The following is a 22,006-nucleotide window of genomic DNA, read 5'->3' as shown; positions in this document are numbered from 1 at the left end:
CAGCGGCCGCAATTGCCAAGTTTTGGCAAAGTGCGGCCGCTGTTTGTCTGCGTGTCAACAAATCACCGACACCGGACCCCGACACCCGGCCAGGTGCGGGACCAGCGCGGGCAGGTGCTAGAAGAGCACCCGCGCGAGCGCCGTGCGCGCCGAGGTGACGAGCGGGTTCTCCGGCCCGACCGCCTCGAACATCTCCAGCAGGCGCACCCGTACGGCGTTGCGCTCCTCACCGGACGTCACCCGCACGGTGTCGACCAGGCGCCCGAAGGCGTCCGCCACGTGACCGCCGACCAGGTCCAGGTCGGCGGCGGCGATCTGCGCCGCCGGATCGCGCGGGTTCTCGGCCGCCGCCGCGCGCACCGCCTGCGGGTCCATGCCCTTGACCCGGACGAAGAGTTCGGCCTGCGCCAGACCCAGCTTTGCCTCGCTGTTGCCCGGGTCGGCCGCCAGTACGTCCTTGTAGGCGCGCACCGCTCCGTCCAGGTCGTCGGCGTCCAGCGCGGCGACCGCCGCGTCCAGCAGGGAGTCGTGCGGACCGGCCGGCTCCTCGACGGCTTCCGGCCGTGCGCCTTGGGCGGCACCCTCGGCGGCGGGGTCCACCGCGACGCCGAGGACCCCGAAGCGCTCCTCGGCGATCTGGACCAGCTGGGCCAGGACCGCGCGGACCTCGTCCTCGGGCGCGAAGTCCTGGAACAGCGGCATCGCCTGGCCCGCGACGAGCGCGAAGACGGCGGGCAGGGCCTGGATGCGGAACTCGCGGATCAGGTTCTGGCTGGCCGCGACGTCGAGGGCGGCCAAGGCCAGGCGTCCGTTCGCCTCGACCGTGAGCCGCTCCAGCAGCAGGCTCAGGTCCCGGCCCTGGTCGAAGCCCTCGGCGCGGAAGTCGAGAATGACCGGAACCTCGCCCGAGAGCGGGACGACATGGCTCTCGAACTGGGTCTCGTCGGTGTCGAAGACGAGCGCGGACGGCGGGACGGCCCCGGCGGACGCGGGCGCACCGCCCTGAGCGGCTTTGCGGGCCGCCTCGGCCCGGGCCTGCTCGGCCTTCGCCTTGGCCTCGCCGGCCGCCTTCACCGCGGCGAGGTCGACGACGCCGCTCATGGACATGTTTCTGGGCTGCATGCGTACATCCTCCCCCGTGCGTGCGCGGCGACGAAAAAGATCGGCCGAAAGGAACCGATCGCGGTACCCGTCGCGCGGTACCGCCGTGCTCTTGCTGCCGTACGTGCACTTCGCGCGCCGTTCGCGCGCGTCGTGCTCTTTCGTGCGCGTCGTGCTCTTTCGTGCGCGTCGTGCTCTTCTGCGCCTTCGCGCCCTTCGTGCTCTTCGTGCGGTGGCGCCGGGTCCCCACCTGGCGCCGGTAGCTCTTCGCGTGGTTGTCGCTCTTACGCTACGAGCCGTAGCGTAACTCCCTTCGGCCGTCGGCGCCCCGTGATCTGAAGCACACCGCCGGGGCCCCCGGCGGTTCGGCTACCGGCGGGTATGGTCTCGGCCATGCGCAACCCCAGCTCAGGCACCTCTTCCGCACCCGGGCGCACCGGCCGCCCGCGCAGCGCCGCGGCGGACGCCGCGATCCTGGCCGCGACACGGGACGCGCTGGTGGAGCTGGGCTGGTCCAAGCTGACGATGGGGGACGTCTCCGCCCGGGCCGGGGTCGCGAAGACCACCCTCTACCGGCGCTGGTCCGGCAAGAGCGAGCTGGTCGTGGACGCGGTCGCGGAGCTCTTCGACTCCCTCGAGCTGCCCGACCGGGGCTCGCTGGAGGCCGACATCGAATACGTGGTGCTGCGCTTCGCGGAACTGCTGCGCCGCCCGGAGGCCCGTACGGCCCTGATGGCGGTCGTCGCCGAGTCGACCCGGGACGAGGCGCTGAGGGACCGGATCCGGTCGGCGATCGTGGACCGGCAGAAACGTCTCGTCGTGCTGGGCCGCGAACGCGCGCAGGCCCGTGGCGAACTCCCCTACGAGGAGGACGAGTCCCTCGCCGCCCGCACCACGGACCTCATCTTCGACGTGATCGCGGGCACGGTCGTGCACCGCGCGCTGGTCAGCTCCGAACCGGTGGACGAGCTGTGGGTGGCCACCTTCACCACGCTGCTCATGCACGGCCTCCTGGGTTCCGCCGCCGTCCCCGGCGGCCCCGCGACGGCGTGATCACCGCGGGGCGGCCGTCCGACAGGGGCAGGAAGTCCGGGGACCAGGCCGGGGCCGAGGCGGTCAGCGCCTCCGAGCGCGGATTGCGGCCCGGCCAGGGCCTCGGCCGACCGGGCCACTCGGCCCACCGCAGGCTGTCGGCCTCCTCGGGCGGCAGCAGCCCGCAGGCCACCAGGGCCGCCCGGCCCGCGTCCAGCCCGGCGAGCCGGTAGCCGTACTCGGAGGAGTCCCCGTCGTGGAAGCCGGCGTCGGTCAGCAGCACCGAGGCCGCGACCCCCTCCAGTCCGCGCACGATGCCGGCCCGCACGCAGGGCACGTAGACCTCGGGCAGCCGCCCGGCCGGCAGCGCGTCGAGCACCTCCGTCAGCCCGTCGGGGCCGGGCGGCTCGAAATCGGCGGCGATGTACGCGTACGGCCCGCAGTCGGTCTGCATGACCACGCGGGCGCTCACCCCGTAGACGGGAGCGGGAAGGTGGCGGCCGGTCATGGCCGCCACCTTAGGCCGTGCCGCGTCAGAAGCCGGGCGGCTCCGTGTACGTGCCCCACTCGTCCCGCAGCAGGTTGCAGATCTCGCCCATCGTGGCCTCGGCGCGCGCCGCGTCCAGCATGGCCGGGATCATGTTCGACCCGTCCCGGGCGGCGGCCAGCATGGCGTCCAGGGCGGCCTTCACCTTGGCGTCGTCCCGGCCGGCCTTGCGCTCCGCGAGCTCCCGTACCTGTACGCGCTCCACCTCGTGGCTGACCCGGAGGATCTCCAGGTCGCCGGTGACCGATCCGTGGTGGACGTTGACGCCGACGACGCGCTTGTCGCCCTTCTCCAGCGAACGCTGGTACTGGAAGGCCGACTCGGCGATCTCGCCGGTGAACCAGCCGTCCTCGATGCCGCGCAGGATGCCGGAGGTGATCGGGCCGATGGGGTGCTGCCCGTTCGGGTGGGCGCGCAGTCCGCGCTCCTTGATCTGCTCGAAGATCTTCTCGGCGTCGGCCTCGATGCGGTCGGTGAGCTGCTCCACGTACCAGGAACCGCCCAGCGGGTCCGCCACGTTGGCGACGCCGGTCTCCTCCATCAGTACCTGCTGGGTGCGCAGGGCGATCTCGGCGGCCTGCTCGCTCGGCAGCGCGAGCGTCTCGTCGAGGGCGTTGGTGTGCAGCGAGTTGGTGCCGCCGAGGACGGCCGCGAGGGCCTCCACGGCGGTCCGGACGACGTTGTTGTAGGGCTGCTGGGCGGTGAGGGAGACTCCGGCGGTCTGGGTGTGGAAGCGCAGCCACATCGTCTTCTCCGACTTCGCCCCGTACACCTCCTTCATCCAGCGGGCCCAGATCCTGCGGGCGGCGCGGAACTTGGCGATTTCCTCGAAGAAGTCGAGGTGCGCGTCGAAGAAGAAGGAGAGCCCGGACGCGAAGTGGTCCACGTCCAGCCCGCGCGAGAGGCCGAGCTCCACGTACCCGAAGCCGTCGGCGAGCGTGTAGGCGAGCTCCTGCGCGGCCGTCGCCCCGGCCTCGCGGATGTGGTAGCCGGAGACGGAGAGCGGCTTGTAGGCGGGGATGCCGTTCGCGCAGTACTCCATGAGGTCGCCGATGAGGCGCAGGTGCGGCTCGGGTTCGAAGAGCCACTCCTTCTGGGCGATGTACTCCTTGAAGATGTCGGTCTGGAGCGTCCCGTTGAGGAGGGCCGGGTCGACGCCCTGCCGCTCGGCGGCCACGAGGTACATGCAGAAGGCGGGCACGGCGGGCCCGGAGATGGTCATCGACGTCGTGACGTCGCCGAGCGGGATATCCTTGAAGAGGACCTCCATGTCGGCGGCGGAGTCGATGGCGACCCCGCAGTGGCCGACCTCGCCGAGCGCGCGCGGATCGTCGGAGTCCCGGCCCATGAGGGTCGGCATGTCGAAGGCGACGGAGAGCCCGCCGCCGCCGGCGGCCAGGATCATCTTGTAGCGCTCGTTGGTCTGCTCGGCGTTCCCGAATCCGGCGAACTGCCGGATGGTCCAGGTCCGCCCCCGGTACCCGGTGGCGTGCAGTCCCCGGGTGTACGGGTACTCGCCCGGCCAGCCGATGCGCTCGAAACCCTCGTACGTGTCGCCGGGCCGCGGCCCGTAGACGGGATCGACGTCATCCCCGGAGAGCGTGGTGAAATCGGCCTCGCGCTTGCGGGCCTTGTCATAACGGGCCTGCCAGCGACGGCGGCCCTCCTCGATGGCGTCAGCGTCCATACCCATGAATTTACTAGGACGTCCTAGTAAATGTCGATGGCAAACCCCCGGAGAGTCCTCCCCGGGGGTCGGTCGGGCGTCGGATCAGGCGCGGGCGCCGGCCGGAGCGCCCTCGACGAGGGGCTCGACCTCGGCACGGATCGTGCGCTCGACGAAGAAGGCGGCGAGCGGGATCGTGCCCGAGACCAGTACCCACAGGAGCTTGCCGAACGGCCACTTGGCCTTGGAGCCCAGGTCGAAGGCGAACACCAGGTAGATCATGAACAGCACACCGTGCGCCTGCGAGACCGCGAAGGTCAGGTCGGCGCCGGTGTCGAAGCCGTACTTCGCCACCATGCAGGAGCAGAGGATCAGGAGCATGACCGCGGTCACGTAGGCCATGACGCGGTAGCGGGTCAGCACGCTTCGTTTCATGCCGTCGAGACTAGCCGTCCGTTTTGCACGGTCTCGCAGCGGGCCGCCCCGGCCGGGGGTGACGCCCGCCACGCCGCTACCTCTCCTCGAAGTCCGCCGCGGCCACCCGCAGCGGACGCAGGAGGGCGAAGATCTCCGCGCACTCCTCGGCGTCGTAGGCGCCCAGTCCGAAGTCGATCTCCATCAGCGCCTTCGTCGCCGCCTCGACGACCTCGCGGCCCTTCTCCGTGATCGACGCGAGCGTGCCGCGGCCGTCGTTCGGGTTCGGGCGCCTGGCGACGAGACCGGACCGCACCAGCCGGTCCACCGTGTTCGTCACCGACGTCGGGTGGACCATCAGCCGCTCGCCGATCTTCGACATCGGCAGCTCCCCGGCCTTGGAGAACGTCAGCAGGACCAGCGCCTCGTACCGCGCGAAGGTCAGCCCGTACGGCTTGACGACCGCGTCGACCTCCCCGAGCAGGATCTGGTGCGCCCGCATGATCGAGGTGATCGCGGCCATCGAGGGCACCGGACCCCAGCGCCGCTGCCACAGTTCGTCGGCGCGGGCGATCGGATCGAAGGGAAGGCTGAGCGGTTTCGGCACGCACCAGACCCTACCCGGCGGTCATTTGGCGGCGGGACCCGTCTCACGCTTCGATCCTCGCGTCCGGCGCACCTGTGCGAGGAGCAGCAGGACGACCCCCGTACCGAGGACGGCGGCGCCCGTGACGACCACGTGGACGGGCAGGAACTCGGCGGCGACGCCGGCCAGCGCCATGCCGACGCCCTGCAGGGTCATCAGACCGGTACTGAGCAACGTCATCGCCCGGCCGCGCAGCTCGGCCGGTACGGCGTCGACGTACCACTGGTCGAGTCCGAGGGTGTAGGCGTGGCAGAGCCCGGCGAGCGCCAGCGCGGCCGCCAGCAGCGCCGCGCCGGGCCGGACGGCGTACACGAGCAGCGGCAGCAGTCCCGCGGCGGCGAGCGGGGCCGTGATCCGCGAACGCGTTCGGGCGGTGAGCGCGGAGCCCGCCCACAGCTCCCCTGCGATCGCGCCGACCGGCATCGCGCACATCAGCAGCCCGAGTACGGCCGTGGAGGCGCCGGCCCCGGCCGCGTACGGGGTGAGCAGCGCCTCGGGGACGACGACGAAGAGCGGCGGCAGCCAGCACAGCAGGGTCAGCGCCCGCAGCCGGGGCTCGCCGAGGACGGAGCGCAGTCCGGCGAGCGGCGAGGTGCGCGGGCCCGCGGCGGCGCGGGCGGGCCGGTCCCGGGTGCCGAGGCGCAGCAGCAGGGCGGAGCCGAGGAAGCCGGCGGCCGTCAGGACGATCGCCCCGCGCGGGGCGAGGACGGTGAGCAGCAGACCGCCGAGCCCGAAGCCGATGAGCTGGGCGCTCTGGGCCACCACGCGCAGCAGCGAGCGGCCCAGTACGTACGCTTCGCCGTCACCGAGGATGTCGGCCAGCGAGGCGCTGCGGGTCCCCTGGAACAGCGGCGCGACGAAGGCCATCGCGCAGCGCAGCACGAGGAGCAGCGCGACCGGGGTGCCGGGCGCGGCCATGGCCGCCGCGCAGGCCGCGCAGAGCAGGTCGCAGCCGACGAGCACGCGGCGGGCGGGGAGGCGGTCGGCGACCGGGGCGAGCAGGGTGCCGCCGAGGGCGTAGGGGAGGAAGCCGAGGGCGAAGGTGAGCGCGCTCATCAGGGGCGAGCCGGTGGCGCGGTAGACGAGGACGGTGAGCGAGATCTCGGCGACGACCACGCCGAGTACGGACAGCAGGTGCGCGGCGAAGACGGGCCGGAACTCGCGGACGCGGAAGACGGAGCGGTAGCCGGTCGCTCCGGGGCGGGCTCCGGGGTCGGCTCCGGCAGCCGCGTCCGTCGTGTTGGCGGTTGACATACGGCCCACCGTGGCGGGCCGTACGCTGCGGGGACAGAGATTCGTCCTCATCCGAATCATTCGAGCCCGCGCGCGGTACGAGCACGCGGGAAGGCGGACGGGGGTGCGAACGATCCGACTCCAGCGGAGCCCCGCCCGTGACCTTCCACTTCCGTTTCGGCCCGGCGGACCTGCTGCGCTGCCGGTTCTCGATCTCGCCGCGCTGGGAGACCCAGGAGGCGGTGCGGGTCCTGCTCCAGCCACGACGCCACGCCTACCACCTGCCCTGGCTCCGGCAGATCCGCGCGGCCGCGGACGGGCTGGACCTGCGGCCGCTGTGGCTGCTGATGCCCGAAGCCGGGCACAATCCGGACTTTCTCAGCCCGCCGCCGACGGGCCCGTCGGTCACCTTCGAGGAGGAGCTCGCGCGGGTCCGGTCCGCCGATCCCGGGGCGGCGCGGGAGGACCTGCGGCGTTCCCTGGCCTGCACCCCGGGCGCGCTGGAGAGCGGGACAGGACGGCGGATGCTGGCGGATCCGGCGCGAGCCGTCCAAGAGCTGGCCGACCTGTACGAACGGGCCTGGCGGGCGCTGGTCGCCCCCCACTGGCCCAGGCTGCGCGCGCTGCTGGAGGCGGACATCCTCTTCCATTCCCGGCGGCTCGCGGCGGGCGGGCTGGAGGAGCTGTTCGACGGCCTCCACCCGGACCTGCGGTGGTCCGGCGACACCCTGACGATCGACCGCCGCAACCACCACGACCGCTCGCTCGACGGCCAGGGGCTCCTCCTCATGCCGAGCGCGTTCGTCTGGCCGGAGGTGGTCGGCGGCTACGACCCGCCGTGGCAGCCGACGCTGGTCTACCCGGCCCGGGGCATCGGCGGGCTGTGGACGGCCTCGGCGGGCCCGACCCCGCGCCCGCTGTCCCGGCTGCTGGGGCCTGCACGCGCGGACATCCTCTGCGCGCTGACCGACCCGGCCTCGACCACGGCCCTGGCCCACCGCCTCCGCCTGGCCCCTTCCACGGTGTCGGCCCACCTGAAGGCCCTCCACGCGGCGGGCCTGCTCGTCTCCACCCGCCACGGCCACCGCATCCTCTACGAACGCACCCCCCTGGCGATCGCCCTGACCGCGGGTCACTCCAGCGCCGCCGGCGCCTGACGCCGCATCCGGCCCGGCCGCACGCGGCGGTGTCGCGGCAGCCCCGTCTGTCCGTCATGTCACGATGTTCCGGTCCGCTGTCCGACCCTTCGTCCCGAGGAAACCGGATGCCAGGCCCCCGCAGAGCCCGCGCCCCCCTCGCCACCGCCGCCGCCCTCGCCCTGGCCCTCACCGCGGTGGCGGCCTGCACGAACACCCCCGCCGTGCGGCCGGAACCCGGACCTCCCCACCCCTCGGCGCCCGCCGGCGCCACCGAGGAGTCCCCGTTCTGGGTGGACCCGCGGAGCGACGCCGCCCGGCAGGTCGCCGCCTGGGAGGCGAGGGGCCGCAACAGCGACGCCCAGGTGCTGCGCCGGATCTCGGACCGGCCGACGGCCCTGTGGCTGCGCGGGGACGATCCCGGCCCGGAGATCCGAAGGGCCCGTGCGAGCGCCCGCGCGGCCGGCCGCACCCTGGTGCTCACCGCGTACGACATCCCCCACCGCGACTGCGGCCGCGCCGGCGGCGCCCGGGACGCCGCCGCCTACCGCGGCTGGATCGGCGCCGTCGCCGACAACATCGCCGACCACAAGGCCCTCGTCGTCCTGGAGCCCGACGCGATCGCGCACCTCGTCGACGGCTGCACCGGGGCCGGGCGCCGCGACGAGCGCCTGCGGCTGCTCTCCGAGGCCGTCGACCGGCTCAAGCGCAACAAGAACACCAAGGTCTACCTGGACGCCGGCAGCCCGGACCGGATCCCGGACCCGGGGAAGCTGGCCGGCCCCCTGCGCGAGGCCGGCCTCGACCGCGCCGACGGCTTCTCCGTCAACGTGTCGGGGTTGCGGCCCGGCGCGGCCGGCCGGGAGTACGGCGCCGCGATCTCCAAGGCCACCCGGGGCAGACACTTCGTCATCGACACGGGCCGCAGCGGCGCGGGCGCGCTCGGGGGACCCGGGGAGCAGGCCTCGTGCAACCCGCCGGGACGCGCCCTGGGCGCGCCGCCGAGCGACAGGACGGGCGACCCGCTCGTGGACGCGTACCTCTGGATCAAGCGCCCCGGCGAGTCCGACGGCCCCTGCCGCGGCGGCCCGCCCGCCGGCACGTGGTGGCCGGACTACGCCCTGGGCCTGGCCCGCCGTTCCACCGGCTAGCCGCGGATTCAGCCGCGGGCGAGGTGGCGTTCCACCGTCTCCACCTTGGAGGTCATGCCGTCGGTGACACCCGGCCGGATGTCCGCCTTGAGGACGAAGGAGACCCGGGGGGCGCGCGCCTCGACGGCCTGCACCGCCCGCTTGACGACGTCCATCACCTCGTCCCATTCACCTTCGATGGTGGTGAACATGGCGTCCGTGCGGTTCGGCAGCCCCGACTCCCGTACGACGCGCACCGCGTCGGCGACGTATTCGCCGACCTCCTCGCCGACGCCCAGCGGGGTGACCGAGAACGCGATCATCATGCGCGGGCCGCCTCGCGGGCACGGGCCGCGAGCACGCCCGCCGTCTCGTCGCGCTTGAGCAGCCGGTCCCCGTAGAGCCCGCCGAAGGGCACCATGGCCAGCAGGAAGAACAGCGCGACCTTCTTCAGGGGCCACTTCGCCTTGTTCCAGACATCCAGCAGGAACACCGCGTAGATGACGAACAGGATCCCGTGGAGGATGCCGAGCGGCATCATCAGGTAGTCGATGTCCGAGATCCGGCTCAGCACCGAACCGAAGATCAGCAGGGCCGGGAACGACAGGGCCTCCGGTACGGAGATGAGGCGCAGCCGGTGCAGGGCGGAGGCGGTCTTGATGTCCACGTGGAACCTTCGGGGTGGATGCCGGGGGTCCGTCCCAGTGTCTCAGGGGCCCCGGTCGATCTTGTCGCGGGGCCCGCTCACGGCGGATGGTGACGCATATCGGCCAACGGGCCCCTGTTCGGTCCCGCCCGCTGCGGATAACGTCTCCCCGTGGCTCAGTTCCGACTTCAAGGCAGCAAGGTGCTCGCCGTCGACCTGACCGGGGATGCCGTGAAAGCGAAAAACGGCTCCATGGTCGCGTACGACGGCCAGATGGCCTTCAAAAAGATGACCGGCGGCGGCGAAGGCATCCGCGGGATGGTGACCCGGCGGCTCACCGGCGAGCAGATGACCGTGATGGAGGTACAGGGTCACGGCACCTGCTTCTTCGCCGACCGTGCGAGCGAGATCAATCTGGTCGCCCTGAACGGCGACAAGCTGTACGTCGAGTCCAGCAACCTGCTGTGCACCGACGCCGGCCTGCGCACCGGCACCACCTTCACCGGTCTGCGCGGAGGGGCGACGGGCAACGGCCTGTTCACCACGACCGTCGAGGGCAACGGGCAGGCGGCGATCATGTCCGACGGCCCGGCGGTGGTGCTGCGCGTCAGCGCCCAGTACCCGCTCTCGGTCGACCCGGGGGCGTACATCGCGCACACCGGCAACCTCCAGCAGTCCTTCCAGTCCGGCGTGACCTTCCGCACGCTGATCGGTGAGGGCTCGGGCGAGGCGTTCCAGATCCGCTTCGAGGGCGAGGGCCTGGTGTACGTGCAGCCCAGCGAGCGCAACACCGTCGGGGGCGACATCTGATGCCGTTCCGCGAGGTCAACTCGAAGATGGTCGAGGCCCAGGTCGTACCGGGGCAGAAGATGTACAGCCAGCGCGGAGCGATGCTCGCCTACCGCGGCGAGGTCTCCTTCACCCCCAGCCTGACCGGCGGTCAGGGCGGGGTGATGGGCATGATCGGGCGCCGCGTGGCGAACGAGCAGACCCCGCTGATGGAGGTCGAGGGCAGCGGCACCGTGATGTTCGGCCACGGCGGCCACCACATCCAGGTGATCAACCTGACCGGCGAGACCCTGTACGTGGAGGCGGACCGGCTGCTCGCCTTCGACGGCACGCTGCAGCAGGGCACGATGTTCATGGGCTCGCAGGGCGGGGTCATGGGCATGGTGCGCGGCCAGGTGAGCGGCCAGGGCCTGTTCACCACCACCCTCAAGGGCCACGGCTCGGTGGCCGTGATGGCCCACGGCGGGGTCATCGAGCTGCCGATCACCCCGCAGCGGCCCGTCCACGTGGACCCGCAGGCCTACGTCGCCCACCACGGCGAGGTCCGCAACAAACTGTCCACGGCGCTGGGCTGGCGCGACATGGTCGGACGGGGCTCGGGCGAGGCGTTCCAGCTGGAGCTGTCCGGACAGGGCGCGGTGTACGTACAGGCCTCCGAGGAGAAGTTGTGACCTACCAGTCCGGACCGAATGGCACCGTGATCGGCGGACCGGGAGGCCCGACGGTCTTCGACCCGTACACCCTGCCGTCCGACGACAACGTCAACGCCTACACCTTCTGCGTGGAGCTCAAGGGGAGCCAGTGGTTCCTGCAGAAGGGCAAGATGATCGCCTACTACGGGCGCATCGAGTTCAACGGCATCGGCCACGGCCGCTTCGACCGGCTGCTGCGCACGAGCTTCCACTCGCCGCTGCACGCGAGCGACTGGGTGGTCGCCGAGGGCCAGGGCAAGATGCTCCTGGCCGACCGGGCCTTCGACGTGAACTCGTACGATCTGGACAACGGCAACCTGACCATCCGGTCGGGCAACCTGCTCGCCTACCAGCCCACGCTCGCGCTCAAGCAGTCGATCGTGCCGGGCTTCCTCACCCTGATCGGAACGGGGAAGTTCGTGGCCGCGTCCAACGGTCCGGTGGTGTTCATGGAGCCGCCGCTGCGCGTGGACCCGCAGGCGCTGGTGGGGTGGGCGGACTGCCCCTCCCCCTGCCACCACTACGACCACGGGTACATGTCGGGCGTGATCGGGGGCTTGCGCTCGCTGACGGGCATCGGGGGCTCTTCCGGCGAGGAGCACCAGTTCGAGTTCGTCGGGGCCGGGACGGTACTGCTGCAGTCCTCGGAGATGCTGATGGCGGAGCAGGCGATCGGGGCCGTGGGCGCCGGCGCGGCCACGGGCAACGCGCAGGGCGTCCCCGGAGCAGCACAGGGCCCGCTCGGCCAGCTGGGTGTTCCACGGATGCCGGGGCAGCTGGGTGATCTCCAGCGCCGCTTCGGACTGTAGGCCCCGCAAGAAGGCCCCCCTGCAATTTTGTACGCAATTCAACTTCTTAGGTAGAGTTCTTTCATGGAGACCATCGAGACCGAGACGGCCACGCGCTGGCTGAGCGACGCCGAGCAGTGCGCCTGGCGCACCCACCTGGACGTCAGCAGACTGCTGATGCACCAGCTGGAAAAGGATCTCCAGCCCTTCGGGCTCACCAACAACGACTACGAGATCCTGGTGAACCTCTCGGAATCCGAGGACCACCGGATGCGGATGAGCGATCTCGCGACGTCGACCCTGCAGTCCAAGAGCCGGCTCTCCCACCAGATCACCCGCATGGAGTCCGCGGGCCTGGTCCGCCGCGTGAACTGCGAGTCCGACCGCCGGGGGCTCTACGCCGTACTCACCCCCGAGGGCATGGACATGATGCGCAAGGTCGCCCCGCACCACGTGGCGTCCGTCCGCCGGCATTTCATCGACCTGCTCCCGCCGGACGCCCTGGCGGCCCTGCGCGCCTCCCTCGGCCCGGTCGCCGACCACCTGCGCGCGGGCCGCGGCAAGGCCTGAGCCGGGTTCGGGCGGCCCGACGTGCCCGCCCCGGCGGATCACCGGACAATGGTGGACATCGCACTCGCTGCCGGCCCCGCCGAGCACCCGTAGGCGCTTGTGGCCGGCCTGAGGAGGTCCAGTCATGAAGCGCAACGCGTACGTCTCGGCGGCCGCGGCCGTGGTCCTGGCACTAGGAGGCCCGGTGGCGGCCGCGGCGACGGCATCCGCCGACACGGTGAGAACGCCGCCCACGGCCACGACCGCACCCGCCGAGGTCACCGCCGAGGCCGCGGCCGCGGCGGCCCTCAAGGCCCACCCGGGCGTCATCCAGTCCCTCGACCGCGACGGAGCCGTCTGGCACGTCGACGTGATCAGCAAGGACGGCACCCACGCGGAGCTGGAGGTGGACGCCGCGACCGGCGCCGTCACCAAGGAGAACGCGGACGACCAGCAGCAGGCCGACGAGTACGCCGCACTGCTCGCCGCGAAGGTGACGGCCGAGCAGGCGATGAAGGCGGCCCTCGCCGCCCATCCCGGCAAGGTCTGGTCGGTGGAGTGGGACGACGACAACAACGGCGGCGCCGTCTACTGGAACGTCGAGGTCAAGACGAACGACGGGAAGACCCAGAACGTCAACGTGGACACCGCCACGGCGAAGGTGGTCTCTTCCGGCTCAAACAGCACCAGCAACTAGAGCGTCATGCGCGCAAGCCGCACCCCGTGGACGGGGTGCGGCTTGCGTGTGCGTGGTCAATCCTCACGGTCAGGCGTTGGGACGCTTTCCGTGGTTCGCCTTCTTCTTCTTGCGGGCTCGCTTCTTGTTGCCGCGCTTCGCCATGAAACCTCCCTGCGGTGGGCATTCCGGGCGTTCGCCAGTCTATGACCGGCTCGCGGGCTCCGCATCCGGTTCCGTCAGGGTCGCCAGCAGCGCGTCCGAAGCCGCGTACGGGTCCAGCTCGCCGCCCGCGACCCGCGCGGCCAGGGCGTCGAGGTGGGCGTCGCCGTGCAGGTCGGCCAGCCGTGCCCGCAGCGCCGTGATCGCGATCGTCTCGACCTCGCGCGCCGCCCGCGCCGTGCGGCGCTCGGCCAGCACGCCGCGCTCGTCCATCCACGCCCGGTGCTTCTCCAGTGCCTCGACCAGCTCGTCGATGCCCGTGCCCCGCGCCGCGACCGTCTTGACGATCGGCGGGCGCCAGTCGCCCTTGCCCCGGGACTCCCCGAGGCTCAGCATGTGGTTCAGCTCCCGGGCGGTGGCGTCCGCGCCGTCCCGGTCGGCCTTGTTGACCACGTAGACGTCGCCGATCTCCAGGATGCCCGCCTTCGCGGCCTGGATCCCGTCGCCCATCCCGGGGGCCAGCAGCACGACCGAGGTGTCGGCCTGCGCGGCGATCTCCACCTCCGACTGCCCGACCCCGACCGTCTCGACCAGGATCACCTCGCAGCCGGCCGCGTCCAGCACCCGGATCGCCTGCGGGGCGGCCCAGGCGAGACCGCCCAGGTGGCCGCGGGTGGCCATGGAGCGGATGTACACCCCCGGGTCGGAGGCGTGGTCCGACATCCGCACCCGGTCGCCGAGCAGAGCGCCCCCGCTGAACGGCGAGGACGGGTCGACGGCGAGCACGCCGACCCGCTTGCCCGCCTGCCGGTAGGCGGAGACCAGAGCCGAGGTGGTCGTGGACTTGCCCACGCCCGGAGAGCCCGTCAGGCCCACCACGTACGCGTTGCCCGTGAGCGGCGCCAGCGCCGCCATCACCTCGCGCAGCTGCGGGGACGCCCCCTCGACCAGCGAGATCAGCCGGGCCACGGCCCGCGGCCTGCCTTCGCGGGCCTGGGCCACCAGCTGGGGGACGTCCACCGCCGTCATAGGTGCTGCGCTCCTCGGTTCTCGTACGGTTACGGGTGCGGGGGTCCGGCTGCTACGGGACGCGGACGATCAGGGCGTCGCCCTGCCCGCCGCCACCGCACAGCGCGGCCGCGCCGACGCCGCCGCCGCGGCGCTTGAGCTCCATCGCCAGGTGCAGCACCACGCGGGCGCCGGACATGCCGATCGGGTGCCCCAGGGCGATGGCGCCGCCGTTGACGTTCACCTTTTCCGGGCTCACTCCGAGGTCCTTCATCGACTGCACGGCGACCGCCGCGAAGGCCTCGTTGATCTCGAACAGGTCCAGGTCGGCGACCTCCAGGCCCTCCTTCTTCAGGGCGTGCAGGATCGCGTTGGACGGCTGCGACTGCAGCGAGTTGTCCGGACCGGCCACGTTGCCGTGGGCGCCGATCTCGGCGAGCCACTCCAGGCCCAGCTCCTCGGCCTTGGCCTTGCTCATCACGACGACGGCGGCCGCGCCGTCGCTGATCTGCGAAGAGGTGCCGGCGGTGATGGTGCCGTCCTTGGTGAAGGCCGGGCGCAGCTTGCCGAGGGACTCGGCGGTGGTCTCGGGGCGGATGCCCTCGTCCTGCGAGAAGACCACCGGGTCGCCCTTGCGCTGCGGGATCTCGACCGGGGTGATCTCGGCCTCGAAGACGCCGTTCTTCTGCGCGGCGGCGGCGCGCTGGTGCGAGGTGGCCGCGAACGCGTCCTGCGGGGCCCGCCCGATGCCCAGGCGGGTGTTGTGCTTCTCGGTGGACTCGCCCATCGCGATGTTCTCGAAGGCGTCGGTGAGGCCGTCGTAGGCCATCGCGTCGAGCATCTCGATGGCGCCGTACTTGAAGCCCTCGCGGGACTTCGGCAGCAGGTGCGGGGCGTTGGTCATGGACTCCTGGCCGCCCGCGACCACGATGTCGAACTCGCCGGCGCGGATGAGCTGGTCGGCCAGGGCGATGGCGTCGAGGCCCGACAGGCACACCTTGTTGATGGTGAGCGCGGGCACGTTCATCGGGATCCCGGCCTTGACGGCGGCCTGGCGGGCGGGAATCTGGCCCGCGCCGGCCTGGAGCACCTGGCCCATGATCACGTACTGGACCTGGTCGCCGGAGATCCCGGCCCGCTCCAGCGCGGACTTGATGGCGAAGCCGCCGAGGTCGGCACCCGAGAAGGACTTCAGCGAGCCGAGCAGCCGCCCCATGGGGGTGCGGGCCCCGGCGACGATCACTGACGTGGTGTTGTTCGTTCCGGACATGGAGCACAGCCCCTTGAAGATGAGGAGTGAACGAGGGTTTACCCGAATGTACTGAGCGGTACCCGTGCCGTCATCGGCCCGTCAGTGTGATCGCGCGCACGTTGCGTAACCGCCCCGGTGGCGCTGCACTGTCTCCATGCTGACAAGAATCGACCACATCGGGATCGCCTGCTTCGACCTTGACAAGACCGTCGAGTTCTACCGTGCCACGTACGGCTTCGAGGTGTTCCACTCCGAGGTCAACGAGGAGCAGGGTGTCCGCGAGGCCATGCTGAAGATCAACGAGACCTCCGACGGCGGTGCCTCCTACCTCCAGCTCCTGGAGCCCACCCGCGAGGACTCCGCGGTCGGCAAGTGGCTGGCCAAGAACGGCGAGGGGGTCCACCACATCGCCTTCGGCACCGAGGACGTCCAGGGGGACTCCGAGGCCATCCGCGGCAAGGGCGTCCGCGTCCTCTACGACCAGCCCCGCACCGGCTCCATGGGCTCGTCGATCACCTTCCTGCACCCCAAGGACTGCCACGGCGTCCTGACCGAACTGGTCACGAGCAACCCCGAGCAGTCGACGGCCGGGCACTGACGGGCCGGCTCGCGTCACGGCACACCATCGGCCGTGGTGTGCCGTCCGCGCCGCCGGTCACCCCTCGCCCGGACCGGCTCCCGCCCAGCCCCGCCGCGCGTCGTGTTGATCACACGCGGCACGGTCCCGGACACATGTGTTCGAACACCTCAATTCGCCGCTCCGCGGCCCCGAAGGGTGACATGCCGCGAGGCCTGCTCCCGAGGTCCCCGGCAGGAGAGCACTGATGCCGCCATTCCCCGGCCGGTAGAGTGGCCATGGCTCGGCCGGGGTTCGGTGCGGAGAGGGTCGGGGCCTGTAACCCCCGCCCCGGTATCTGACACCATTCCCCGGGGGCGTCGTTCAGCGGGCGGACGATGCTCTGGGAGTGAGCTTGCGACCAGGGGACGGATGGGACCGCGCTGTGCGGGGCTACGAAAGCCAGGAGAGCCATCAGGCCGAGGCCGACCACCTCTCGCGCTTCGAAGCCGAGATGGAGCGGCTGAAGAAGGAACGCGGGAAGGCCGTCCAGCACGCCGAGGACTTGGGGTACCAGGTCGAGGTGCTGCGCGCCAAGCTCCACGAGGTACGCCGTAACCTGGCGTCCCGCCCCGCCTACGACGGCGCGGACATGGGCTACCAGGCGGAGCAGCTGCTCCGCAATGCCCAGATCCAGGCCGACCAGATGCGTTCGGACGCCGAGCGCGAGCTGCGCGACGTACGGGCACAGACCCAGCGCATCCTCCAGGAGCACGCCGAGCACCAGGCGCGCCTCCAGGCCGAACTGCACGCCGAGGCCGTCAACCGCCGCCAGCGCCTGGACCAGGAGCTCGGCGAGCGCCGCCAGACGGTGGAAGCCCACGTCAACGAGAACGTGGCCTGGGCCGAGCAGCTGCGCGCCCGCACCGAGTCACAGGCCCGCCGGCTCATGGACGAGTCCCGCGCCGAGGCCGAGCAGACCCTCAACGCCGCCCGCGCGGAGGCCGCCCGGGTCGCCGCCGAGGCCACCCGCAGGCTCGCCGCCGAGAACGAGGCCGTGCGTGCCGAGGCCGAGTCGACCCTGCTGCGCGCCCGCAAGGAGGCCGAGCGGCTGCTGACCGCCGCCTCCGCGCAGGCCCAGGAGGCCACCGAGCACGCGGAGCGGCTGCGCTCCACCACCTCCGCCGAGGCCGAACAGACCCGGCAGCAGACCATGGACCTGGGCCGGGTCGCCGAACAGCGCGCCCAAGAGGCCGACGGGGCCCTGCGCGAGGCGCGCGCCGCCGCGGAGAAGCTGCTGGCCGACGCCAAGGAGAGCGCCGCACGGCAGCTCAACTCGGCGGAGTCCGTCAACGAGCAGCGCACCCGTACGGCCAAGGAGCAGGTGGCCCGGCTGGTCGGCGAGGCCACCAAGGAGGCCGAGGTCCTCAAGGCCGAGGCCGAGCAGCTCCTGGCCGATGCCCGCGCGTCCGCCGAACGGGTGCGCACCGAGGCCGGCGACCAGGCCCGTACGGCCGCGGCCGAGGACGCGGCGGCCCAGCTGGCGAAGGCGGCCCGCACCGCCGAGGAGGTCCTGGACAAGGCCTCACAGGACGCCCGCGCCACCACCAGGGCGGCGTCCGAGGAGGCCGAGCGGATCCGCGGCGAGGCCGAGGCGGAGGCCGAGCGGCTGCGCGCCCAGGCCGCGGCCACGGCCGATGAGCTGAAGGGCGCCGCGAAGGACGACACCGAGGAGTACCGCGCCCGCACGGTCGAACTCCAGGAGGAGGCCCGCCGGCTGCGCGGCGAGGCCGAACAGCTGCGCGCGGAGGCCGTCGCCGAGGGCGAGCGGATCCGCGGCGAGGCCCGCCGCGAGGCGGTCCACCAGATCGAGGAGGCGGCTCGCACCGCCGAGGAGCTGCTGGGCAAGGCCCGGGCAGACGCCGACGAGGTGCGCGCCAGCGCCAACACCGAGGGCGAGCGGGTCCGCGGCGAGGCCGTGGAACGGGCCACCACCCTGCGCAAGCAGGCCGAGGAGACCCTGGAGCGGACCCGCGCCGAGGCCGAGCGGCTGCGCGCGGAGGCCGAGGAGCAGGCCGAGTCGGTACGGGCCGAGGCGGCCGCCGCGGCGGCCGTGCGGCGCGAGGAGACCGAGCAGGCGCTCGCCGCCAAGCGGGCCGAGGCCGACGAGGAACTCGTCCGCCTGCACACGGACGCCGAGAGCCGCCTCACGACGGCCGAGCAGACCCTGCGCGACGCCCGGGCGGCCGCCGAGAACATCCGCAAGGAGACCACCGAGGAGAGCGACCGGCTGCGCGCGGAGTCGGCGGAACGCATCCGCGCGCTGCGGACGCAGTCGGAGGCGGAGGCCGAGCAGCTGCGCACGGAGGCCGCGCAGGACGCCGGGCGGGTCCGCGCCGAGGCCGAGCAGGCCGCGGTGCGGCTGACGGGCGAGGCCGAGAGCGAGGCGGAGCGACTGCGCTCCGAGGCGCAGGAGACCGCCGACCGGCTGCGCGCGGAGGCCAAGGCCGCCGCCGAGCGGGTCGCGCAGGAGGCCGCGGAGGCGCTGGCGTCCGCGCAGGAGGAAGCCGCCCGGCGGCGCCGGGAGTCCGAGGAGACCCTGGCTTCGGCGCGCACGGACGCCGAGAGCGAGCGGGCGCAGGCCCGGGAGGAGAGCGAGGAGCTCCTCGCCCAGGCCCGCAAGCGCTCCGAGGAGGCCCAGGCCGAGGCGGTCTGGCTCACCGAGGAGGCGGAGCGGCGCGCATCCGAGGTCGTCGCGGCTGCCGAGGCCACCGCCCAGCAGGTGCGCGACTCCGTGGCCGGGCTGCACGAGCAGGCCGAGGAAGAGGTCGCGGGGCTGCGCAGCGCGGCCGAGCACGCGGCCGAGCGCACCAAGACGGAGGCCGGCGAGGAAGCCGACCGGGTCCGCGCGGACGCCCACGCGGAGCGGGAGCGGGCCACCGAGGACGCGAACCGGATCCGCAGCGAGGCGCGCACCGAGACGGACGCGGCGAAGGCGCTGGCCGAGCGGACGGTCGGCGAGGCGATCGCCGAGGCCGAGCAGCTGCGCACCGACACCGCGGAGTACGCGCAGCGTCTGCGCACGGAGGCCACGGACGCGCTGGCCGCGTCCGAGCGTGACGCCGCCCGTACGAGGGCGGACGCCCGCGACGACGCGAACCGGATCCGCGGCGAGGCGGCCGAGTCCCTGGAGGCCGCGCGCGCCGAGGGCGGCCGGATCGTCGCGGAGGCGACGGCGGAGGCCGAGCGGCACGCTGCGGAGGCCCGTGCGGCGGGCGCGCTGACCGTCGGCGAGGCCGAGAAGGAGGCCGCCCGGCTCACGGCCGAGGCCGAGGCCGCCCTGGACGGGGCGCGCGCCGAGGCGGAGCGGCTCACGGCCCAGGCGGCGCAGACGCTGGCCGGGGCGGAGCGGGACGCGACGGGGATCCTGGTCGACGCGCGGACCGAGGGCGACCGGCTGGTCGACGAGACGCGCGCGGCCAACGAGGCGACCGTCGGCGAGGCGGCGGCGGAGGCCGAGCGGCTGCGCGCCGAGGCGGCGCGCGTGCTGGACGACGCCCGTGCGCAGGGCGGCCGGATCATCGGCGAGGCCACCGCCGAGGCGGACCGCGTCACGGTCGCGGCCAACGAGACGCTGGCCAGCGCCGAGCGGGAGTCGGAGCAGACCCTCGACGAGGCGCGCGCCGAGGCGGGCAGGATCCGTACCGAGGCAGCCGAGCAGGCCGACCACCTGGTCGGGGAGGCCGTGGCGGAGACGGACCGGCTCACCGAGCAGACCCGCAAGGACAACGAGCGCACGGTCGGCGAGGCCGCGAGCGAGGCCGAACGGCTGCGCGCGGAGGCGTCCGAGGCGCTGTCCTCGGCGCAGGAGCACGCCACCCGCACCCGGTCCGAGGCCGAGCGGGTCAAGGCGGAGGCCGCCACCGAGGCGGAGCGGGTTCGGGCCGAGGCCCGTGCGGAGTCGGAGCGGGTGCTGGACGAGGCCCGCGAGGAGGCCAACAAGCGCCGCAGCGAGGCCGCGACGCAGGTCGACCGGCTCATCACGGAGGCGTCCTCTGAGGCCGAGAAGCTCACCGGCGATGCGCGCAGGCAGGCCCTGGCCGCCACGACGGCGGCCGAGGAGCAGGCGGACGCGATGGTCGACGCGGCGCGCAAGGAGGCCGCGCGGATCACCTCGGAGGCGACCGTCGAGGGCAACTCCCTGGTGGAGAAGGCCCGTACGGACGCCGACGAACTGCTGGTGGGGGCGCGCAGCGACGCGTCGGCCATAAGGGAGCGGGCGGAGGAGCTGCGCGGCCGCGTCGAGGCGGAGGTCGAGGAGCTGCACGAGCGGGCCCGCCGGGAGTCGGCCGAGCAGATGAAGTCGGCCGGCGAGCGCGTGGACAAGCTGGTGCGGGCGGCGACCGAGCAGGGCGTCGAGGCCGAGGCGAAGGCCAAGGCGCTGGTGTCGGACGCGAGCAGCGAGGCGAGCAAGGTCCGTATCGCCGCGGTGCGCAAGGCGGAAGCGCTGCTCAAGGAGGCCGAGCAGAAGAAGGCCGAGCTGGTCCGAGTGGCCGAGGGCCGCCTCGCGGAGGCGACGGCGGAGGCCGCCCGGCTCGTCGAGGAGGGCCGGCGTGAGCTGGAGGTACTGGTGCGGCGGCGCGAGGACATTCAGGCGGAGATCTCCCGTGTCCAGGACGTTCTTGAGGCGTTGGAATCATTCGAGGCGCCTTCGGGCGGCGGAAAGCCCGGAGTCGGCGGCCAGGGCGCGGGGGGCGTGAAGGCCGGTGCGACAGCGGGTTCCACTCGATCGGGTGGCAAGACGTCAGAGGGCTAGTCAGTGCCCACGGCGATGTGCTCCTGATGGAGGTTCAGGCGAACGAGTGACAAGCATTCTGTCGCCTTGCCACTCAAAAGGGGTGTCATTGTCCAGATCAAACGCGGATTGACTCGATGACACGCCGTCTTGGCGCCTAGGATTCCCCTTAACACCTAACACCTCGCGTAGTACCTCATCGGTCTCATTCGACAGGAACCCCATGAGCGACACTTCCTCCCCCTTCGGCTTCGAGCTCGTGCGGCGTGGTTACGACCGCGGTCAGGTGGACGACCGCATCACCAAGCTGGTCTCCGACCGTGACAGCGCCCTCGGACGTATCAACTCTCTGGAAAAGCGGATCGAGGAGCTACACCTCGAGACGCAGAACGCCCAGGCCCAGGTGAACGACGCGGAGCCGTCGTACGCCGGCCTCGGTGCCCGGGTCGAGAAGATCCTGCGCCTGGCCGAGGAGGAGGCGAAGGACCTGCGCGAGGAGGCCCGTCGCGCGGCCGAGCAGCACCGCGAGCTCGCCGAGTCGGCCGCCCAGCAGGTGCGCAACGACGCCGAGTCGTTCGCCGCCGACCGGAAGTCGACCGCCGAGGACGAGGGCGTCCGGATCGTCGAGAAGGCCAAGGGCGACGCCTCCACGCTGCGCAACGAGGCCCAGAAGGACGCGGCCTCCAAGCGCGAGGAGGCCGACGCGCTCTTCGAGGAGACCCGTGCCAAGGCCGCCCAGGCCGCCGCGGACTTCGAGACCAACCTGGCCAAGCGCCGCGAGCAGTCGGAGCGCGACCTGGCCGGCCGTCAGGCCAAGGCCGAGAAGCGCCTCGCGGAGATCGAGCACCGCGCGGAGCAGCTGCGCCTGGAGGCCGAGAAGCTCCGTACGGACGCCGAGCGCCGCGCCCGCCAGACCGTGGAGACCGCGCAGCGCCAGGCCGAGGACATCGTGGCCGACGCCAACGCCAAGGCCGACCGGATCCGCAGCGAGTCCGAGCGCGAGCTGGCGGCCCTCACCAACCGTCGCGACTCGATCAACGCGCAGCTCACCAACGTCCGCGAGATGCTGGCGACCCTGACGGGCGCGGCCGTTGCGGCCGCGGCCTCGCCGATCGACGACGAGCCGGTCACCCGAGGCGTTCCGGCCCAGCAGAGCCGCTAGTCGCCGGAAGGCAACGCTCCGCTTCG

The 22,006-nt window shown here is 72.5% G+C and carries 22 protein-coding genes; 11 read left to right on the top strand and 11 right to left on the bottom strand.

Annotation, left to right across the window (positions count from 1 at the left end):
• Nucleotides 1–117: 117 nt before the first annotated feature.
• Nucleotides 118–1,122 carry a co-chaperone YbbN gene (locus ACFWBY_RS13120; protein WP_385332541.1) on the bottom strand — a complete coding sequence of 335 codons (1,005 nt, stop codon included), beginning with the start codon at nt 1,120–1,122 and terminating at the stop codon, nt 118–120.
• A 372-nt stretch (nt 1,123–1,494) separates the two neighbouring features.
• On the opposite strand from ACFWBY_RS13120, the gene ACFWBY_RS13115 reads away from it, so the two are divergent.
• The gene (locus tag ACFWBY_RS13115; RefSeq protein ID WP_385332544.1) at nt 1,495–2,154 is read left to right on the top strand and encodes a TetR/AcrR family transcriptional regulator; all 660 of its coding nucleotides are present in this window, start codon (nt 1,495–1,497) and stop codon (nt 2,152–2,154) included.
• Here ACFWBY_RS13115 and ACFWBY_RS13110 read toward each other — a convergent pair.
• From ACFWBY_RS13110 to ACFWBY_RS13090, 5 genes are all read right to left on the bottom strand, one after another.
• Nucleotides 2,099–2,641 (bottom strand): hypothetical protein, encoded by a 543-nt coding sequence (locus ACFWBY_RS13110; RefSeq protein WP_385332547.1) that lies wholly within the window; start codon nt 2,639–2,641, stop codon nt 2,099–2,101. The two genes, ACFWBY_RS13115 and ACFWBY_RS13110, sit on opposite strands and share 56 nt — an antisense overlap.
• 25 nt (nt 2,642–2,666) lie before the next feature.
• Nucleotides 2,667–4,367, bottom strand: a complete 1,701-nt coding sequence (locus tag ACFWBY_RS13105; protein ID WP_385332550.1) for a methylmalonyl-CoA mutase — start codon at nt 4,365–4,367, stop codon at nt 2,667–2,669.
• Between the two features lie 84 nt (nt 4,368–4,451).
• Nucleotides 4,452–4,781 (bottom strand): DUF3817 domain-containing protein, encoded by a 330-nt coding sequence (locus ACFWBY_RS13100; protein ID WP_385332553.1) that lies wholly within the window; start codon nt 4,779–4,781, stop codon nt 4,452–4,454.
• Between the two features lie 76 nt (nt 4,782–4,857).
• The gene (locus ACFWBY_RS13095) at nt 4,858–5,367 is read right to left on the bottom strand and encodes a MarR family winged helix-turn-helix transcriptional regulator (RefSeq protein ID WP_385332556.1); all 510 of its coding nucleotides are present in this window, start codon (nt 5,365–5,367) and stop codon (nt 4,858–4,860) included.
• A 21-nt stretch (nt 5,368–5,388) separates the two neighbouring features.
• Complete coding sequence (locus tag ACFWBY_RS13090) at nt 5,389–6,660, bottom strand: MFS transporter (RefSeq protein WP_385332558.1); 1,272 nt, start codon at nt 6,658–6,660, stop codon at nt 5,389–5,391.
• A gap of 137 nt (nt 6,661–6,797) precedes the next feature.
• On the opposite strand from ACFWBY_RS13090, the gene ACFWBY_RS13085 reads away from it, so the two are divergent.
• A complete protein-coding gene (locus ACFWBY_RS13085; protein ID WP_385332561.1) occupies nt 6,798–7,796 on the top strand; it encodes a DUF5937 family protein in 999 nt (332 codons plus the stop codon).
• A gap of 107 nt (nt 7,797–7,903) precedes the next feature.
• On the top strand, nt 7,904–8,926 hold the full coding sequence (locus ACFWBY_RS13080; protein WP_385332563.1) for a glycoside hydrolase family 6 protein: 1,023 nt from the start codon (nt 7,904–7,906) through the stop codon (nt 8,924–8,926).
• A gap of 8 nt (nt 8,927–8,934) precedes the next feature.
• On the opposite strand, the gene ACFWBY_RS13075 is transcribed toward ACFWBY_RS13080, so the two are convergent.
• Both ACFWBY_RS13075 and ACFWBY_RS13070 read right to left on the bottom strand, forming a co-directional pair.
• Nucleotides 8,935–9,231 (bottom strand): MTH1187 family thiamine-binding protein, encoded by a 297-nt coding sequence (locus ACFWBY_RS13075; protein WP_385332566.1) that lies wholly within the window; start codon nt 9,229–9,231, stop codon nt 8,935–8,937.
• Nucleotides 9,228–9,572 carry a DUF3817 domain-containing protein gene (locus tag ACFWBY_RS13070; RefSeq protein ID WP_385332569.1) on the bottom strand — a complete coding sequence of 115 codons (345 nt, stop codon included), beginning with the start codon at nt 9,570–9,572 and terminating at the stop codon, nt 9,228–9,230. Before ACFWBY_RS13070 ends, ACFWBY_RS13075 begins: the two co-directional genes overlap by 4 nt.
• Nucleotides 9,573–9,722: 150 nt before the next feature.
• Between ACFWBY_RS13070 and ACFWBY_RS13065 the strand changes: the two genes are divergently transcribed.
• From ACFWBY_RS13065 to ACFWBY_RS13045, 5 genes are all read left to right on the top strand, one after another.
• Nucleotides 9,723–10,361, top strand: a complete 639-nt coding sequence (locus ACFWBY_RS13065) for an AIM24 family protein (protein ID WP_385332571.1) — start codon at nt 9,723–9,725, stop codon at nt 10,359–10,361.
• Nucleotides 10,361–11,011, top strand: a complete 651-nt coding sequence (locus tag ACFWBY_RS13060) for an AIM24 family protein (protein ID WP_385332574.1) — start codon at nt 10,361–10,363, stop codon at nt 11,009–11,011. Before ACFWBY_RS13065 ends, ACFWBY_RS13060 begins: the two co-directional genes overlap by 1 nt.
• On the top strand, nt 11,008–11,841 hold the full coding sequence (locus tag ACFWBY_RS13055; RefSeq protein ID WP_385332577.1) for an AIM24 family protein: 834 nt from the start codon (nt 11,008–11,010) through the stop codon (nt 11,839–11,841). Before ACFWBY_RS13060 ends, ACFWBY_RS13055 begins: the two co-directional genes overlap by 4 nt.
• A gap of 72 nt (nt 11,842–11,913) precedes the next feature.
• Nucleotides 11,914–12,390: a MarR family winged helix-turn-helix transcriptional regulator gene (locus ACFWBY_RS13050; RefSeq protein WP_385332798.1), complete on the top strand. Its 477-nt coding sequence runs from the start codon at nt 11,914–11,916 to the stop codon at nt 12,388–12,390.
• A 124-nt stretch (nt 12,391–12,514) separates the two neighbouring features.
• Nucleotides 12,515–13,066, top strand: a complete 552-nt coding sequence (locus tag ACFWBY_RS13045) for a PepSY domain-containing protein (RefSeq protein WP_385332579.1) — start codon at nt 12,515–12,517, stop codon at nt 13,064–13,066.
• A gap of 69 nt (nt 13,067–13,135) precedes the next feature.
• Here ACFWBY_RS13045 and ACFWBY_RS13040 read toward each other — a convergent pair whose 3' ends face one another.
• From ACFWBY_RS13040 to ACFWBY_RS13030, 3 genes are read right to left on the bottom strand one after another with little or no spacing between them, the layout of a single operon-like run.
• Entirely contained in the window at nt 13,136–13,210 is a 75-nt protein-coding gene (locus ACFWBY_RS13040; RefSeq protein ID WP_099895366.1) for a 50S ribosomal protein bL37, read from the bottom strand.
• Nucleotides 13,211–13,249: 39 nt separating this feature from the next.
• On the bottom strand, nt 13,250–14,236 hold the full coding sequence (meaB, locus tag ACFWBY_RS13035) for a methylmalonyl Co-A mutase-associated GTPase MeaB (RefSeq protein ID WP_385332582.1): 987 nt from the start codon (nt 14,234–14,236) through the stop codon (nt 13,250–13,252).
• 52 nt (nt 14,237–14,288) lie between these two features.
• Nucleotides 14,289–15,485, bottom strand: coding sequence for an acetyl-CoA C-acetyltransferase (locus ACFWBY_RS13030; protein WP_385332585.1), 1,197 nt, complete (start codon nt 15,483–15,485; stop codon nt 14,289–14,291).
• Nucleotides 15,486–15,621: 136 nt separating this feature from the next.
• Between ACFWBY_RS13030 and mce the strand changes: the two genes are divergently transcribed.
• The 3 genes from mce (at nt 15,622) to ACFWBY_RS13015 (ending at nt 21,980) form a co-directional block, all read left to right on the top strand.
• On the top strand, nt 15,622–16,065 hold the full coding sequence (gene mce / locus ACFWBY_RS13025) for a methylmalonyl-CoA epimerase (RefSeq protein ID WP_376678584.1): 444 nt from the start codon (nt 15,622–15,624) through the stop codon (nt 16,063–16,065).
• A 403-nt stretch (nt 16,066–16,468) separates the two neighbouring features.
• Nucleotides 16,469–20,839 carry a polarized growth protein Scy gene (gene scy / locus ACFWBY_RS13020; RefSeq protein WP_385332588.1) on the top strand — a complete coding sequence of 1,457 codons (4,371 nt, stop codon included), beginning with the start codon at nt 16,469–16,471 and terminating at the stop codon, nt 20,837–20,839.
• A 202-nt stretch (nt 20,840–21,041) separates the two neighbouring features.
• On the top strand, nt 21,042–21,980 hold the full coding sequence (locus ACFWBY_RS13015; RefSeq protein WP_385332591.1) for a cellulose-binding protein: 939 nt from the start codon (nt 21,042–21,044) through the stop codon (nt 21,978–21,980).
• The last annotated feature ends 26 nt before the right edge of the window (nt 21,981–22,006 follow it).

The sequence above is a fragment of the Streptomyces sp. NPDC060049 genome (genome assembly GCF_042736715.1).
Taxonomy (GTDB): Bacteria; Actinomycetota; Actinomycetes; order Streptomycetales; family Streptomycetaceae; genus Streptomyces.
Note: the sequence above shows the minus strand (reverse complement) of the source record. Positions and strands in the feature narration are given on the sequence as shown.